The sequence below is a fragment of the Devosia submarina genome (assembly GCF_003056345.1).
GTDB classification, from domain to species: domain Bacteria; phylum Pseudomonadota; class Alphaproteobacteria; order Rhizobiales; family Devosiaceae; genus Devosia; species Devosia submarina.
Genome location: NZ_PYWB01000002.1, coordinates 376,185 through 391,149, shown reverse-complemented (window position 1 = coordinate 391,149; position 14,965 = coordinate 376,185). Strand labels below are relative to the sequence as shown.

Genomic DNA, 14,965 nt, shown 5'->3' with positions numbered 1-14,965 from the left:
AGCGGTTTGCCCAGCGGAGGTAGACATTATGCACAAAACCATGATTTTCATCGCCGCAGCCTTTGCTGTTGCCGGCTGCGCTTCAACATCGGACAGGGGCAGTCTTCGGTCCTCGTCCGTTGCTCTCGTCTCGGCACCCCAGCCCATAGTGCGTCAGGCCCAGCCAATCCGGCCTGCTCCGACGCGCCAGGCGGCTGTCGACCCCTCGATTGCTTCGCTGAGGCCCGGCGCCACCTATGTCGCGTCCTTCCCCGAGGCCGACCGCCGCGCAGCCTGCAAGCGCCTGGAATACCGGGAAGGCACCAGGGCCTTTGCCAATTGCCTGATCGGCGACTTCCCGGAAAACCCCTACTTCGCCCAGGCCGGCAACTAGGCAGCGCATGCTTTTCAGATCAGGGACAGACTATCCCAGATCAATTGTAGCTGCGCCGCCGAATATCTAGTTAGGGCACTGCACTGTCACGCCGCGGTGCGCATCCCGTGCACACTTCGCCTGGCCAACCATGTTTGGGGCCAGGCGTTTTCATGCGCCTTTACGGTATCAGCCGCACGCCGCGAGCCTTGGTGATATAGCGCCAGAGCCATTGCAGGCTAACCAGCGCGCGCTTTTCGGCATTCACCAGAAGATAAACATGCACGATTGCCCAAAGGAGCCAGGCGAGCCGCCCCTTCATGCGATGGCGGCCAAAGTCGAAAATGGCCGCATGACGCCCGATCACGGCCGTATTGCCTCGGTCATGGTAGCGGAACGGAGCCAGCTTCTGCCCCGGCTCGGTCGCTGAGCGCAAGCCTTCGCCAAGATGGCGGCCCTGCTGCTTGGCCACCTGCGCAAGCCCAGGCAGGAACTTGTCGTCCTGGGTAAAGGCCGTGATATCGCCCAGCGCGTATATGCCGGGAAAGCCGACCACGGACAGATCGGCTTCCACTGGAATGCGCCCGGTGCGATCGGTCTCGAGACCGAGCCATTGCGCCGCCGGCGTTGCCGTTACACCCGCGCCCCAGACAATGGTGCCGGCCGGAACACGCTCATCATCGACCCGCACGCCACTGGCGTCCATCTCCGTCACTCGCCGCTTGAGCCAGATTTCAACGCCCAGATTTTCCAGCTCCCGCTGTGCGTAAAGGGCCAGCTTCTCTGGGAACTGCCCAAGCAGCCGCTGGCCACCTTCCACGAGGATCACGCGAGCCGAACTCGGATTGATGTTGCGGAACTCGCCCTCAAGCGTCCAGCGGCCAAGCTCGGCTATGGCCCCGGCCATTTCAACGCCTGTCGGCCCGCCGCCGATCACCACCGTCGTGGTAAGGCGGCGCTGCTCCTCTGGATCGGTGCTCTTTTCGGCCCGCTCGAACGCCGTCAAAAGGCGCGTTCGGATCAGCCGCGCATCCTCCACCGTCTTGAGGCTTGTGGCATGCTGCGCCCAGTCGTCATGCCCGAAATAGCTGTAGCGCGATCCTGTGGCGAGGATGAGCACATCATAAGGATATTGGCGGCCGTCACTGGTCACCACATGGCTTGTAGCTGTGTCGACCCGCTCGACCTCTGCCATTACCGTAGAAATATTGCGATATTTCTTGAACACGCGACGGATCGGCTCGGCAATGTCGGCCGGCGAAAGCGCTCCCGTTGCTACCTGATAAAGAAGCGGCTGGAACAGATTGAAGTTCTTCTTGTCGATCACCAACACCTGATGAGGCGAATTGCCCAGCGCCTTGGCACAGGCCAAGCCGCCAAAGCCGCCCCCGACCACAACAATCCTCATCGGGTCGCGCCGGAAATCATCACGACGACAACAATGGCAGCGATGGCGAGAACAACCAGAAGGATAGCGAAGACGGGCAGCAGGCCCGCCGCGCTGTTGGTTGCGCTGTCAGGCGGATTGACGCTTGGATCGGCGGGTTCCTTGAAGGCTTCTTGCTCGTGTTCGGCCATGGCGGTGCTCGCTTTTTTCTTCTCCAAAGGCAAAGCAGGGCAGGCCAATCCCGTTCCATTATCGCCACCGGTTAATGCGCTTTAACCCCGGGCAAGCTCAAATAAACCTGATCACTTTATGGGAACGGGAGCGCTTGCCGCATGGTTTACGCCGCAGAAGGAGTTCGACCATGTCAAAACACCTACCCCCCATTCCACCGCAGAACCGTAGCCCAAAGGGAACGGGCGGCAATGACCACCTTGATCCCAAGCAGGCCAGTGCCTCGGGCGGCCAGGGCGATCGCAACTACGATCAGCAGGGTCAGCAGGGCAACAGCAAGCAAAACACCACCAATCAGGGTTTGCAGCAGGACAGGTGATCCATCATGTCTACTTCTGATAAGATCGAACAATCCAACCGCCATCACGGCGGACCCGGCAGCAGCCACCAGCGGCCTGACCTGCCAGATCCGACGGAAGGCCGCGGCCCTGAGCCCGGCCAGCCAACCAATGGCCCCCAATCGGATGTATCGAGCGGCGGCGGGGTGGGCGACACGCACCACACCCACAACCCTCGCGAAAAGAGCTAAAAGCAGACAACGGCCGGCGGAGCCTTGCTCCGCTGGCAACCGCTGAACGCCTCCTCAATAAGAATGGCGCTGGAGATCAAGCAATGGCCAATGAAATCCCGACCGAACGCCAGCCCAAGGGCGACCACAACAGGCGCCTGGCATTGGGCATCGATCCCGACGCCTTTGCTGCCGAAGCAGGCGTGACTACCGAGCAATTGCGCGATTATGAGCGCACCTCCATCGACCACCGCTTCGATCCCGAAGTGGCGCGCCGCGTGGGCGAAACCCTTGATCGCCTCGAAGCGGTGCTGCCCAATTTTGAAACCACCCGGTCCAAGCCAGTGGCGGGGGCAAGCGTGTCACTTGTCGGCAAGACCGACACGGCGGCCGAAGTGCAATACGACGCCAACCAGGAACAGGCGCCCCGCTATGGCACATCGGGCGAAATCGACGCCGAGCGCACCCGCAAATAGGCGGCATTACCCTCTGGAAGTGGCATCCGCTGGCTAGGCGGAGCTTCGGCCATGCACCCTTCGCACGCTAGTCCGCCATTGCACGCGGGAGCAAAGCGATGCTTTGATCGTTGATAGGGCAGGCGGCGCCGTTCTGGCGCCGTTTTTGCGCAACTGCCCTATCGAGGAGAGCCCATGAGCCAGGTCAAAGCAACGTATGATGGTGTTCAAAGGCCGGACAAGCTGCTGTTCTGGACCGCCGCGGCGCTGCTGACGATTTTTTCCTGCTGGGTCATCTGGGTAGAATGGCCACGGGTCGCGCCCCCGCATGGGCTATGGGATTTTGGTGCCTTTCTGGCATCGGGCCGCGCTGCCGCCGAAGGGCTCAACCCCTACGGCATTTATCCCCCACTTACGCCCCATGTGGTTTTCCCCGGCTTTGAAGCCTGGAATCCAAATCTCAATCCGCCAATTTCGGCGATCCTGTTCCAGGCCTTTGATTGGGCGCCGGAGGACCTAAGCTTCCGCGTCTGGTCCTGGATTTCCATTGCCCTTTATGCCGCGACCATAGCCCTCATGGTCTGGCGCTACGCGCAGGGCCCTGCCGCCGCCGTGCTGATCATCTGGGCTGCGGCGCTGGCAGGCTTCTGGGATACCCTGTACCTGGGCCAGATCTATATTCCGCTGGTGCTTGCTGCAGTTGGGGCCTGGCTATTCCTGGAGCGCGGGCAGGCCCTATGGGCCGGCGTGCTGATCGGGCTCGTGATCGCCATGAAGCCCAATTTTCTGGTTTGGCCAGTACTGCTGTTTCTGGCGGGCTATCGCAAGCCAAGCCTTGTTTCCATAGCCGTTGCCGGCGTGATCAGCGCCATCCCGCTCGTCTTCTTCGGGCCCGAGATCTACCGCCAATGGCTGGAACTGGTGATCTCGGATGGCGAACGTGCCATGTTCCTCACCAATGCATCCATTTCCGGCTTCACAGCCCGCGCCGGCATTTCAGGCCTGGGCCTTGTCCTCAGCGCCGCCATGCTCCTGGCCCTTGCCGCTTGGGCCCTTTGGAAGCGCCCCGACATCATGCGGGTCAGCAGCTTTGCCCTGCTTGGCGCGGTCATGGCTTCGCCCCTGGGCTGGATCCACTACACGCTGTTTCTCTTGCCGGTGATCGTCTCCAACTGGCGCGCCTGGCCCATGTGGCTGGTGGCCGCCATGCTGTGCATTCCCATTCCCATGATCATCAATCAGTTCGGCGCGCCGGCGAGCGTCCAGATCACCACCGGTTCGGCCTATGGCTGGGCACTGGTGCTTTGCCTCCTGACATTGCTGGTGTTCAAGCGCCCATCCGTGGAGGACGGCTTGCGCACATAGATGCGCCAGTCCGCGCTTTCGCTCGCCAAGGTGAAATTGTTGTCGAGGTAAGGGGCGTAAACGCGCCGCATGCCATTGGCTGTCCAGACTTCGATCGGCGCTTTTGCTTCCATGATGATCTTGGCATCGGCCAGGATTTCATCGGCCGGTGGAAAGACTTCGTCATGCAGGGTGCGGCCCCAATGATACCAGGGGCTGTCATCCCGTGGCGGCACAAGGCCCAGGCCGGCGCTGAATGGCCCCACGAAATCAAACACCACCACGCGCTCGACTTCGGTATCAAGGCTCGCCAGCGCCACTGCGCCATCCGCCAGCGATTGGTTATAGCGCGAAAAATTGCGGTAGAGCCCTTCATTGGAAAGCTGGGCAAGGCGCACGCCGGCATAGCCGGGCAGGGTGATTGGCTCGCCCTTTTGCCCCAGCGCCAATCCCGCATGCAGCACAAGCGCCGCGCCATTCTGCACGGTCACGGGCACCATCATGATGGCGACCAGCAGCGGCAGACCCGCACCTATTCCATCGCGCGCCCATGGCGGTGCCGCTCGGGCAATCAGTTCGGCAACAACACTGGCGCCAGCCGCAAGCGTCAGAATGCCCACGATCTGGAAGTTCTGCTCGATCAGCAGAATACCCGTGGCACCCACAAAGCCCAGAAACAGGAAATCGCGAAAGCGCCGCCGCACAACAAGCAGGAGCAGGGTGAACACGAGGAAAACAGCGATGTCAGCCAGATTGGGCAGGGCGATGGTGACCAGCCGCACCAGATCGGGAATGTCCCCACTTACCTCGCGCGCCAATTGCACATCGGCAAAATAGGTAAGCGTTCCCCGCCAAAAAGGCTCGATCAACAGAATGGCGGCCGCAATGGCTAGGAGTGCCGCAATGGCCCATGGCCGCGACTGGCGATCAGTCGCCATGAAAATAATGAACGCCAGGGCAACCAGCCCATAGCTGGCCTTGAGATAAAGAAGGAACAGCGTCAGCAACGCCGCGCAAAGGGCATCCAAAGCCGTCTGCCGCCGGCTCCAGTCCTGCGGCGGCAAATACATCACCAGCAGCAGCCCGATCGCCGTCCAGCCCAGCCGGTTGTAGAACATGGCAAAGGACAGATCGGCGATGCCCTCGCCCGGATTGAGCGACACGGCGGCGATCAACAGCAGGAACATGGCCAGCGGAATGCCCGTGACCGCGCGCATGCGCGTCCCGATCAGGTGCGCGCCGATCGCAGCCAGAAACACAGTAGCCAGCCCCATCCCGAGCGGCATGGCAGCGCCAAGACTTCCCGTTATCGCATAGCCAAAAGCAGGCAGGTAGAAGGCTAGGGGTCCCAGGGAGGAATGAAAGTCCCGGTTGGGCACCTGACCTTCGAAGATGCGATATGCGCCATCAAGGAAAATAAACAGGTCGTTGACGTATTTCGTCGTGATGGTCTGCCCCGGTACGGCCAGGACCAGCGCGCACACCACGCCAATGGCAAAGACGATCCAGCCCAGCGACATCGCTGGAACGCGCAAGGCGCGACGCGCCCCCTGCTGGGCAATCGGTGCCGTGCTCATTCATTGTCCCCCAAGCGGTAAGCCGTCCAGCCGTCCGTTTCGGCAAATTTACGATAATGCTGCGCGATAAAGGGGCCGTAGAGCTGTTCCAGCTGCGCGCTATTGATGCCGATCCTGGGGATCATGACAAGCGCAACATCGGCAAAAAGCTCTTCGGGTGCAGGATGGTGCTCGGCATCAAGATTACGCCCCCAATGCATCCAGGAAATATCCCCACGCGGCGGCACAAGGCCCATTCCGGCCGACAGGGGATTGCTGAAATCAAGCACCAGCACGCGCCCGGGATTTTCGATCTCGCCCAGCAGCGCCGCCCCTTCGGGGAAATTGCCGACATAAAGCTCGGTAAAGCCATTATCCCCCGGCGACCACAAGCGCCCGAACCGCACATCGCCAAATTGCGGCAGCCCCAGCGGCGTTCCAAACCCGGAAATGGCCAGAACAGCATAAAACCCCATCCCGATCGCATGCTTGCCCAGGCCCGGCAGCACAAGGACCCAGAACAGCAAGGGCGCGCCACTTGCAGACCGCGGCAAGCGGGAGGGAACGCCGGGGTCCCGCAGGCAGGTCTCGGCCGCAACCACGCCCGCGGCAAACAGCGTGATGATCCCCCAGGAATGCGCATTCTGGGAAATGATGAGCACTCCAGCCCCGATGCAGAGCAGGTAAAAACACCCATCCAGCAGTCGCCGCGTCCGATAAAGCGCCATGCCGGCCAGAAGAAGGGCAATGGCAAAATCGGAAAAATTGTTGAGCACCACGCGGATAAACAGCGCCAGATTGCGCTCGCCGCTGACCCTGGCGGTATCGATCAGATCCTGCACATGGGCAAACGAGCCGCGCCACACCAGTTCCACCAGCAGCATGCCGCAGCCCACCAGAGCCAGCGCCGCTCCTGCCCAAAGCCGCTGCAGCCTGTCACAGGCAATCAGCAGCAGCAGGGCAAAAGCGGGCGGGGCATAGGTGATCTTGGTATAAAGCGCGACCAGCACCAGGATCGCCGCACAGGCCGCATCCCGCCACCAGGGCGCCTTGTCGAGCGGATGAAGATACATCACCGCCAAAAGCGCTAGCACCACCCAGCCAATGCGGTTGTAGTACATGGCAAAGGAAATGGACGAGAGCGGATCGCCAAGATTTGCCGGAATGGCGAGGATCAGCAGCAAAAAGGCGCCAAAGGGGAGCGCCAGCATCGGCCGCAGCCGCGATAGGAGCACATGCACAAAGACCGGACCCAAGAGGAGGATCAGCACGCCCATGCCTACCGGCAGAGCTCCACCCATGCGCCCCGAAAGCCCGAAGCCGATAGCGGGGATATAATAGACCAGCGGCCCCAGCGCCGTATGGAAATCCCGGTTCGGAACCTGCCCAAACGCAATGCGATTGGCGCCGTCCAGGAAGATCAGCACGTCATTGACATAAGCCGTCGTGATCGTGCGCGCTGGCAGCGCCAAAAAGAGCGCCAGCAGCACGGCAAAGCCCCCGATCAGGAGAGCGCCCCGTCGGGGGAGAACCATGGGGCGGCTCACTGCGCGTCGGCCGGACGCTGAAAGATGCGCCAATTGGCCGTCTGCGCCACCAGTTCGAAATTCTCAAGGACAAACGGCATATAAACTTGGCCCAAGCCGCCAATACCCCCGGCAGCCGTGCGCTCCATGACAATGTCGGCGTCACCAAACATCTGCTCGGGCGCGGTATGAACGCTCTCGTTCTGATGCGCGCCCCAGCGCAGATGCGCCACATCTCCGTGCGCAGGTTCTAGGTCAAGCGCCAGGCTAAAGGGATTGGGCCCGCCCAACACCACGATCTTGCCAGCCGGCCCGTCCAAATTCTCGAGCGCTGCGACGCCATCGCTCACCAGCCCGAGATACCACCGGCTGCCGCCAAAATCCCCCGCCGTCAGGAGATCCGCCACCCGCACACCTTCGAGCCGCGCCACAGGCAAGCTCTCGCCGGCATTGGCCAGAGCGCTCCCTGTATGAAGGCTCAAGGCGATGGTGCAATGCAGAATGGTCGGGAACAGAAAGCCAAGAAGGTACAGCTTGATCCCCGCAGGGTTCACCAGTGTGCCAGTCGGCTGCCCAGGCCCCGAACGCATGTCCCGCAAAATGCCTTCAGCAAGGACAGCCGCCGCGGCATGGATCGTCAGCATGCCCCAACGCTGATCATTCTGGTTGATGAGCCAAAACCCTGCAAGGCCACACAGCACCACGAAAAGGAGCGTGCGTACGCTGAACCGCCGCCAAAGGCTGATGCCAGCCAAAAGCCCCAGGAGCAGATAATCGGCCAGATTGCCTAAAAACAGCTCCAGCCATTGCGCTGGTGTTCCGCGCAACCAGCCTGCGGCTGCAAAACTCATCATGCTGTCGCGCCAATAGGCTTGCGAGCCGCCCCAGACAAACTCCACCAGCAGCGCACAAATGGCAACAGCCACCAGAGCCGCTGCCGCCCACCGCCACTGCCGCCGGTCGGTGAGCATAAGGAGAAGAAAACCCAAGCCCGCAATGCCATAGGTCACGCGCGAATAGGCGAGCAGCAGCACCAGCAGCGTGGCGCAAAGCCCATCCATGAAGCGCGAGTGCTTGGCCCCTTCCGCCCCCGGCAAGAACAGCACCACAAGCAGCGACAGCCCAACCCAGCCGATCCGATTATAGAACTGCCCAAAGGACAGGATATTGAGCCCGTCGCCCAGATTCATGGGCACGGCCAGGATCAGCAGCAAGAATACGCCAAACGGCAGCGCCAGAGCCGGCGACAGCCGGGAGGGGAGCACATAGGCCGCAATCAAGGCAATCGGCAGCAGCAACAGGGCCATGCCAAGCGGCATCGCCGCCCCCATGCTGCCCGTCAGCGCATAGCCAAGCGCTGGGATGACATAGGCCAGGGGTCCCACGGCGGAGTGGAAATCTCGGTTCGGCACTGCGCCCCATTGCAGGCGCTGTACGCCATCCAGAATGGCGATCAGCTCCTCAATGGCCCGCGTCGTGACGGTTTCACCGGGAATGGCCAGCAGCAGCGCAAGGGCCAGCCCCAGAAAAAACAGTGCGCGCCCGGACGAATGCTCCAGCGCCTCGAAACTCCGGTTAAGCCAGCCTGTTGGTGCTCGATTGGCGAGCGTGCGCTCCATGCTACAGCCGCAGCTTTTTGAAAATCGGCTCGGGAATCGCCCCGATCGCCATCATTACCGGTCGCCACAGCTTGCGCACGTAAAGCACGTCGCCCTTCTGGCTCGACACGGCCGCAAGGATTGCCGCTCCCACTTCCCCCGGCTCCGCCGTCAACAGCGGTGGCAGCTTCATGCCCTCCGTCATCCGCGTGCGCACAAAGCCGGGCTTGACGGTAATCACCTGCACGCCTGTTGGTGCCAGGCGATTGCGCAGGCCCGACAGGAAGGCGGTGAACCCAGCCTTGGCCGCCCCATAAACATAATTGGACCCACGGCCACGATCGCCTGCAACCGAGCTCACGCCCACGATCGTGCCATGACCGCGCCGGAGGAACCGCTCGGCCAGCGCACCCAGCAAGAGAGCAGGGCCTTCGAAATTGGTCCGGATTACCTTGGCGGCATGGGCCAGATCGCCCTGCGCCTGTTGTTGGTCACCCATTTCGCCCACAACGCAAACCACCGCATCTGGCAGGGCCGGCAGCCCATCGATAAAGCCCTCGAATCCCTCGGTATCAAGAACATCGAGCCGGTGCGTGGACACTTCGGCGCCGCTGCGGGCAGCAATGTCGTCGCGATTGCGCTGCGCCCCTTCCGGATTGCGCGCCGCCAGTAAAATGGTCCACCCCGCGCCCGCAAAGGCCTGCGCCGTGGCATGGCCGATATCGGACGTGGCCCCGATCAACAGCAGGGTCTTTTGGGCGGTACTCATATGCCAAGCCTTTCGGATAGTTTGGAGGCGATCTTGCCCTCGACGCCCAGCCGGCGTCGAATCTCCTGAAATTCAGCTAGGCCCGGATAGCCTGCCTGGAAGGTCGCCGGCGATTGCCGCGCATCCTTGGCCAGATACAACCGCCCTCCGGCGCGCGTTACAAGCTCATCGATCTCGTCCAACAGCGCAAAAATATCGTCCCGCACCTGAACGTCGAGCGCCAGCGTATAGCCTGGCATGGGAAAGCTCATCAGCCCGTTCGCCTTGCCCAGCTTCTTGAGCACGGCCAGAAAAGACGCCCGGCCCGAACGGGCAAACCGCTCGAGTATTTCGCTCAACACGGCATGGGCATTGTTCGGCGGCACAACGCATTGGTGTTGCAAGAAGCCGCGCACCCCATAGATACGGTTCCACTGGCTGACGCCATCCAGAGGAAAGAAATAAGGATTGTAATGCACCACGGCCGGCGCATCGCCCTTGCGTGAGCCCTTGCGGAAGTACACCTCGTTGAAGGCTTTCACAGAAGCCTTGTTCAGCGTCCAGCTGGGCAGATCGAGCGGCACGCTGAGCCGTGAAGCCTTGGCTTTCGCCAGCAATTCGCCATTGACCCGCGCTTCTTCCACTTCGGCGCGGCTGGCATGCTCACCCGCATAGATCAGCGAGCGGCCCAGCAATGCCCCGCCTGCCAGGCAGTCGATCCAGGCTACCGAATAGGTCGCCTCATCGGCATCGTCGAGCGCCTTGAGTGCGGATGCTAGGTCAGGCGCTACCGTAGTGGCCTGCCGGATATAGGCCGTTTCAATGGGCTTGAGCTTGATGCTGGCCTCGGCGATGACCCCGGTGAGCCCCATGCCACCGATAGTGGCATAAAACACGTCCGGGTTCTCGTGAGGCGAGCAGTTCCACACTTCCCCATTGGGCAGCACAAGCTTGAGGCTCTGGAGGAACGCACCGAACCCACCATCGCGATGGTGGTTCTTGCCATGCACGTCCGAGGCAATCATGCCGCCCAGCGTCACGTATTTCGTGCCCGGCACCACGGGAACAAAGAACCCGCGCGGCACGAAAGTGTCGAGAATATCGGAAAGCAGCACGCCCGCTTCGGCGGTCAGCACATGAGTCTGGGGATCGAACCCCCGCATGCGGTCGAGCTTAACAGCAGAAAGGCTCGACCGCGCCCCAATGGCCGCGTCGCCATAGGCGCGTCCATTGCCGCGGGCGATCAGGCCCGCGCGACCACGCACCAGCTCGTTGAGCTGGTCGGGAGTCGCAGGGGTGAGCACTTCACTGTTGAGTTGCGGATATCGTCCCCACCCCTCCAGCAGCATTCACGCCCTCTCCGTTCGAAAAACAAACCGCCGATCCAAGGCGTATTTGGCGCAATAGCCGATGGCAAGCCCCACTGCACCCCCGGTATATTTGGCCAGATCGGTTTGCCAGATCATCCAGGCGCTGATTTCAAAGGCCCAGAACACGGCAGTGGTCGCAACACTGAACAGCGCATAAAGGCTGACCTTGCGCATTTCGTCCCGGCCCGTCGTGTAATCGTCCTCGAACACCCATTTCTTGTCGAGCACATATTTAACGGCAAAGCCGGCGGCCGTGCCAAACAGGATGGACAGTGTCAGGGGTGCGAAGGGCAGGGTAACCACGACCAGATGCTGGGCCATGAAATTGACCAGCGTGGAGATAATGGCGAACAGCACATAGCGGAATGCGGTCGCACTGGCGCTCGGCGCCCCGACGGGGCGCACGGTGGAAGCGTCAAGCATACTTGTCTCCAACAGCTACATAGCGCCAATGACAAGCGCGCCGGCAAGCGCCAGGGTCGCGATGCTGACCCTGTCCTTGAGGGCAAACACCACCGGATCATCGTGCATTTCGCCGCGCTGCGCCAGCACCAAGGCGCGTCCGAGCCAAAAGGTCAGGACCGGCGCTACCAGCCACAGAATATCGGGCCGGCTATACATCGCTGCCGCGGCTGCGCTGGTGCCATAAAGAATAAACAGCGTCACGGCCTGCAATCCTGCAGCCGCCGCCAGGGCGCCCACCATGAAGATATCGTCATTGCGATAATCGCGGCTGGAGCTGTCGCCCAGCTGTGCCCGCCTGCGCGCACCCAGTTCCACAAAGCGCTTGATCAGCGCCAGCGAAAGGAAAAAGGCGCCAAGGAACGCCAGCAGGTAAAACGATGTGGCGACACCCAGCGCCACCCCGCCGCCCACGACGCGAATGGTGTAAAGGCCAGCCAGGGCCAGAACGTCGGCGATCAGCATGCGCTTGAGCACAAAGGAATAAGCGGTGGTAAGGGCATAATAGCCCAGGAGCACGCCCAGGAACGGCAGCGAGATGGACGAGGCAATTGCAATGGAGATGCCGAACAGGATCGGCACGGCCAGCACGGCGTCGGCAATCGGCACCGTGCCACTGGCCAATGGTCGCATGCGCTTGGTTGGGTGGCCCCGGTCATCCTTGATGTCTACGAGGTCATTGAGGATGTAAACGCTTGAGGCGCAGAGTGAAAAGGCAATCGCGGCCACAACAAGGGTCAGCAGCGCATTGAGCTCGAACACCTGGCTGGTGATCAGTGGCACAAACACCAGCGCATTCTTGGCATATTGGTGCACGCGCATCAGGCGCGCCCAATCCTTCCAGCTTGCCCGGTCGTGACGCAGATGCTCCACATCGTCAAAGCGCTGCGCAAGGGTGCGGCCAACCTTGCTGTTGGTGCGGATGGCGAGGCATTTGGCGGCATGCGGCCAGACCTCAAGGTCGGCGCTGTCATTGCCGATATAGTCGAACTGCTTGTCCCCAAACGCATCGACCAGGATCTTGGCCTTTACGCGGCCCGAGCAATTGGAGGTCTTGTTGGTGGCGAACCAGCCGTCAAACAGGTCCAGATGTTCGGCCACGGCGCTCACAAGGCTCTCATGGCTCGCTGAAGCCAGGTAAACCGGCCGGCCGGCATCGCGGGCGCCGCGGATATATTGGAGCACCACTTCGTCATAGGGCAGGGTGGAAGGGTCAAAATTCTCGGCAGAAGAAAGATGATCCTTGAGCGCGGACTTGCCGTCGCGCAATGCCTTGAGCATGCCCAGAATGGCGTGGGGGCGCTGCCCCAATTCGGAAAACGCAGCTTCGATCAGCAGATCCGATCGGATAAGCGTACCATCGAGATCCACCACCAGCGGCCGAGCCGTTTGAGCCTCAGGGCGGGTGATGACCTCGTCATTGTCGGCGGCCACGAAGTCGATAAAGGAGAAACGGCCTTCAAAGCCGGTTTCAGGTTGGCGATGCGCCGGTAAGGGATGAATGGCGTATTGTTCAGACCTGCTCAAGTTCCACCTCTGCCGCGTGTGTTTTTCCCGGCCTTTGCGAGGCTCGGTTGCGGCGAGATAACAGCAGCCGATGTTCATCGTTCCGCATGGCTGCTATGGCTAATCTGGATTAACCACAGTCACAGCCGCGTGAACGCTGACGTTTCCTGCACGAAATCAAGGCACTTGACGCAAAAGCCCTACCTTTGGGGCAGGGCTTTAGCTTCACGAGTTTGTGAACATAGGCGGCTTGTTAAAGGAAAGCCTGGATCGAGCGCAGCATGACGAGATGCGTCTGGATGCCGGTAACGCCAACCATGGAGGCGCCGCGCGCCATCGGGTCATCACCGTCATCGGCATATTTCTGATGGATTTCCAGCAGCTGCTCATGGCCGGTAATCTGGCCCTGGATGTACATCTGGTCGAACTCGGCGCCTTCCAGCTCCTGCAACTGCGCCAGCATGGCAGCATGCTCTTCGCTCAGGCCCGCCGCGCCCGGTGTTGAGCCAAAGGCCTGCGCAACAGCAGCCTGTTCGGCGATCTCGAGCTGGGCAAACATTTTCACCGTGTCGCTCGACGCCTTGCTAACAGCCAGCTCGCTGGTTGCCGTGGCGAAATCACCGCCCATCAGCGCGGGCAGCTTGGCCTGGTCCACATCACCGCTCTGGGCAAACGCAACACCGGCAACAGGCAGGAGAGCAAGGGCGGCAGCCGAGCCGCCAATAAGGGAACGCCTATGCATGGTCAGTCCTTTTCAATCGATTGGGACCGGTCAATCATCAACCCATCCGCTCGTTCCTGCGGTAACCTAAAGCAATTTAGCACCGCGCAGAGCCCGCAAATCCGCCGAGCCCGTGCAAAAACAGGCAATTCGCAGCTGCGTGATTGCCACGGCAAAATGCTCGGCCACGGCCTCGGCCGATTGCGTGGCGGCCTCGAGAACCCCCGCCGCCTGGCCCACCAGGTCAGCCCCCAGCCGGATTGCCTTGGCCGCATCAATCCCGTCCCGGATCCCCCCGGAGCCGATGATCACGGCATCGGGGCATTGCTCGCGCACCGCGCTGATCGCCCGAGCCGTCGGAATGCCCCAATCAACAAAGCCCCGGGCAATGGCGGCCTGGGTCGAATTATGCGCCCGCTCCGCTTCCACCCGGGCCCAGCTGGTTCCTCCGGCCCCCGCCACATCAATGACTTGAACACCCGCGTCAACCAGCCGCCGTGCCACCGCGCCGCTGATCCCGGCGCCCACTTCCTTGACCACGATCGGCACCGAAAGCGCCCCCGCCAGCGCTTCAATGCGCCCCAGCAGCCCCCGCCAATCCCGGTTCCCCTCCGGCTGCACGGCTTCCTGCAAGGGATTGAGATGGATAATCAGCGCATCGGCGCCAATCATTTCCACCGCCCGTTCCGCCTCCACGACGCCAAATCCCAGGTTGAGCTGCGCCGCTCCGAAATTGGCAAGGATCGGCACATTGGGCGCCAGCCGCCGCAGCTCGCGCCCCAGCCCCGCACTATCCCCATTCTCGATCGCAATGCGTTGCGAGCCGATCGCCAGGGGCAGGCGCAGCGCCTGGCAGGCCTCGGCTAGATGACGGTTGATGGCTTCGGCCCGCTGCGGCCCGCCTGTCATGGAACTCACCAGAAACGGCGCGTTGATCCGTTTGCCCAGGAAGTGCGTAGAGAGCTCGATTGCGTCCATATCGAGCTCGGGGAGAGCCGCATGTTCGAAAACGATGTCGTCAAAGCCGGTACGCGCACCCGATACGCCGCGCCCGGCGAGCACCACGTCCAGATGCTGGTTCTTGCGGTCGCTCAGCAATGATGATCCCCCCGGAACACGCTTGGCCGGTTATTGCCAGCAGTTTAACACACACTTGCCACACACCGACTGGCCCTGGACAGCTATTCTGTGCTTACGTTTA

The 14,965-nt window shown here is 61.7% G+C and carries 16 protein-coding genes; 5 read left to right on the top strand and 11 right to left on the bottom strand.

Annotation, left to right across the window (positions count from 1 at the left end; genetic code table 11):
- Nucleotides 1-28: 28 nt before the first annotated feature.
- A complete protein-coding gene (locus tag DDE77_RS04455; protein ID WP_108396215.1) occupies nt 29-373 on the top strand; it encodes a hypothetical protein in 345 nt (114 codons plus the stop codon).
- A 160-nt stretch (nt 374-533) separates the two neighbouring features.
- Here DDE77_RS04455 and DDE77_RS04450 read toward each other — a convergent pair whose 3' ends face one another.
- Both DDE77_RS04450 and DDE77_RS19380 read right to left on the bottom strand, forming a co-directional pair.
- Nucleotides 534-1,760, bottom strand: coding sequence for an NAD(P)/FAD-dependent oxidoreductase (locus tag DDE77_RS04450; RefSeq protein ID WP_108396214.1), 1,227 nt, complete (start codon nt 1,758-1,760; stop codon nt 534-536).
- Nucleotides 1,757-1,930 carry a hypothetical protein gene (locus DDE77_RS19380; RefSeq protein WP_157959667.1) on the bottom strand — a complete coding sequence of 58 codons (174 nt, stop codon included), beginning with the start codon at nt 1,928-1,930 and terminating at the stop codon, nt 1,757-1,759. Before DDE77_RS19380 ends, DDE77_RS04450 begins: the two co-directional genes overlap by 4 nt.
- Before the next feature lie 170 nt (nt 1,931-2,100).
- Here DDE77_RS19380 and DDE77_RS04445 point away from each other — a divergent pair, with 170 nt between their 5' ends.
- From DDE77_RS04445 to DDE77_RS04430, 4 genes are all read left to right on the top strand, one after another.
- Entirely contained in the window at nt 2,101-2,289 is a 189-nt protein-coding gene (locus tag DDE77_RS04445) for a hypothetical protein (protein WP_108396213.1), read from the top strand.
- Nucleotides 2,290-2,295: 6 nt separating this feature from the next.
- Entirely contained in the window at nt 2,296-2,499 is a 204-nt protein-coding gene (locus DDE77_RS04440) for a hypothetical protein (protein ID WP_108396212.1), read from the top strand.
- Between the two features lie 83 nt (nt 2,500-2,582).
- Nucleotides 2,583-2,954 (top strand): hypothetical protein, encoded by a 372-nt coding sequence (locus tag DDE77_RS04435; RefSeq protein WP_108396211.1) that lies wholly within the window; start codon nt 2,583-2,585, stop codon nt 2,952-2,954.
- 174 nt (nt 2,955-3,128) lie between these two features.
- A complete protein-coding gene (locus tag DDE77_RS04430) occupies nt 3,129-4,298 on the top strand; it encodes a glycosyltransferase family 87 protein (protein WP_108396210.1) in 1,170 nt (389 codons plus the stop codon).
- Here the strand turns inward: DDE77_RS04430 and DDE77_RS04425 are convergent.
- The 9 genes from DDE77_RS04425 to fni form a co-directional block, all read right to left on the bottom strand.
- On the bottom strand, nt 4,217-5,854 hold the full coding sequence (locus DDE77_RS04425) for a hypothetical protein (RefSeq protein WP_210204337.1): 1,638 nt from the start codon (nt 5,852-5,854) through the stop codon (nt 4,217-4,219). The genes DDE77_RS04430 and DDE77_RS04425 overlap by 82 nt on opposite strands.
- Nucleotides 5,851-7,368, bottom strand: a complete 1,518-nt coding sequence (locus tag DDE77_RS04420; RefSeq protein ID WP_108396209.1) for a hypothetical protein — start codon at nt 7,366-7,368, stop codon at nt 5,851-5,853. Before DDE77_RS04420 ends, DDE77_RS04425 begins: the two co-directional genes overlap by 4 nt.
- An 8-nt stretch (nt 7,369-7,376) precedes the next feature.
- Nucleotides 7,377-8,978: a hypothetical protein gene (locus DDE77_RS04415; RefSeq protein ID WP_108396208.1), complete on the bottom strand. Its 1,602-nt coding sequence runs from the start codon at nt 8,976-8,978 to the stop codon at nt 7,377-7,379.
- Nucleotide 8,979: 1 nt separating this feature from the next.
- A complete protein-coding gene (locus tag DDE77_RS04410) occupies nt 8,980-9,726 on the bottom strand; it encodes an SDR family oxidoreductase (protein ID WP_108396207.1) in 747 nt (248 codons plus the stop codon).
- Nucleotides 9,723-11,054: an FAD-binding protein gene (locus DDE77_RS04405; RefSeq protein WP_108396206.1), complete on the bottom strand. Its 1,332-nt coding sequence runs from the start codon at nt 11,052-11,054 to the stop codon at nt 9,723-9,725. Before DDE77_RS04405 ends, DDE77_RS04410 begins: the two co-directional genes overlap by 4 nt.
- On the bottom strand, nt 11,055-11,498 hold the full coding sequence (locus tag DDE77_RS04400) for a GtrA family protein (protein ID WP_108396205.1): 444 nt from the start codon (nt 11,496-11,498) through the stop codon (nt 11,055-11,057). It lies immediately after the preceding gene.
- Between the two features lie 15 nt (nt 11,499-11,513).
- Nucleotides 11,514-13,064: a UbiA family prenyltransferase gene (locus DDE77_RS04395; protein WP_245895077.1), complete on the bottom strand. Its 1,551-nt coding sequence runs from the start codon at nt 13,062-13,064 to the stop codon at nt 11,514-11,516.
- Between the two features lie 232 nt (nt 13,065-13,296).
- Nucleotides 13,297-13,785: a DUF4142 domain-containing protein gene (locus DDE77_RS04390; RefSeq protein WP_108396203.1), complete on the bottom strand. Its 489-nt coding sequence runs from the start codon at nt 13,783-13,785 to the stop codon at nt 13,297-13,299.
- 66 nt (nt 13,786-13,851) lie between these two features.
- Nucleotides 13,852-14,862, bottom strand: coding sequence for a type 2 isopentenyl-diphosphate Delta-isomerase (fni, locus tag DDE77_RS04385; RefSeq protein ID WP_108396202.1), 1,011 nt, complete (start codon nt 14,860-14,862; stop codon nt 13,852-13,854).
- Nucleotides 14,863-14,965 lie beyond the last annotated feature (103 nt).

What these genes read in the sequence shown, in the direction of transcription:
- DDE77_RS04455 (WP_108396215.1), top strand. Translation starts at nt 29, where the DNA reads ATGCACAAAACCATGATTTTCATCGCCGCAGCCTTTGCTGTTGCCGGC.
- DDE77_RS04450 (WP_108396214.1), bottom strand. Translation starts at nt 1,760, where the DNA reads ATGAGGATTGTTGTGGTCGGGGGCGGCTTTGGCGGCTTGGCCTGTGCC.
- DDE77_RS19380 (WP_157959667.1), bottom strand. Translation starts at nt 1,930, where the DNA reads ATGGCCGAACACGAGCAAGAAGCCTTCAAGGAACCCGCCGATCCAAGC.
- DDE77_RS04445 (WP_108396213.1), top strand. Translation starts at nt 2,101, where the DNA reads ATGTCAAAACACCTACCCCCCATTCCACCGCAGAACCGTAGCCCAAAG.
- DDE77_RS04440 (WP_108396212.1), top strand. Translation starts at nt 2,296, where the DNA reads ATGTCTACTTCTGATAAGATCGAACAATCCAACCGCCATCACGGCGGA.
- DDE77_RS04435 (WP_108396211.1), top strand. Translation starts at nt 2,583, where the DNA reads ATGGCCAATGAAATCCCGACCGAACGCCAGCCCAAGGGCGACCACAAC.
- DDE77_RS04430 (WP_108396210.1), top strand. Translation starts at nt 3,129, where the DNA reads ATGAGCCAGGTCAAAGCAACGTATGATGGTGTTCAAAGGCCGGACAAG.
- DDE77_RS04425 (WP_210204337.1), bottom strand. Translation starts at nt 5,854, where the DNA reads ATGAGCACGGCACCGATTGCCCAGCAGGGGGCGCGTCGCGCCTTGCGC.
- DDE77_RS04420 (WP_108396209.1), bottom strand. Translation starts at nt 7,368, where the DNA reads ATGGTTCTCCCCCGACGGGGCGCTCTCCTGATCGGGGGCTTTGCCGTG.
- DDE77_RS04415 (WP_108396208.1), bottom strand. Translation starts at nt 8,978, where the DNA reads ATGGAGCGCACGCTCGCCAATCGAGCACCAACAGGCTGGCTTAACCGG.
- DDE77_RS04410 (WP_108396207.1), bottom strand. Translation starts at nt 9,726, where the DNA reads ATGAGTACCGCCCAAAAGACCCTGCTGTTGATCGGGGCCACGTCCGAT.
- DDE77_RS04405 (WP_108396206.1), bottom strand. Translation starts at nt 11,054, where the DNA reads ATGCTGCTGGAGGGGTGGGGACGATATCCGCAACTCAACAGTGAAGTG.
- DDE77_RS04400 (WP_108396205.1), bottom strand. Translation starts at nt 11,498, where the DNA reads ATGCTTGACGCTTCCACCGTGCGCCCCGTCGGGGCGCCGAGCGCCAGT.
- DDE77_RS04390 (WP_108396203.1), bottom strand. Translation starts at nt 13,785, where the DNA reads ATGCATAGGCGTTCCCTTATTGGCGGCTCGGCTGCCGCCCTTGCTCTC.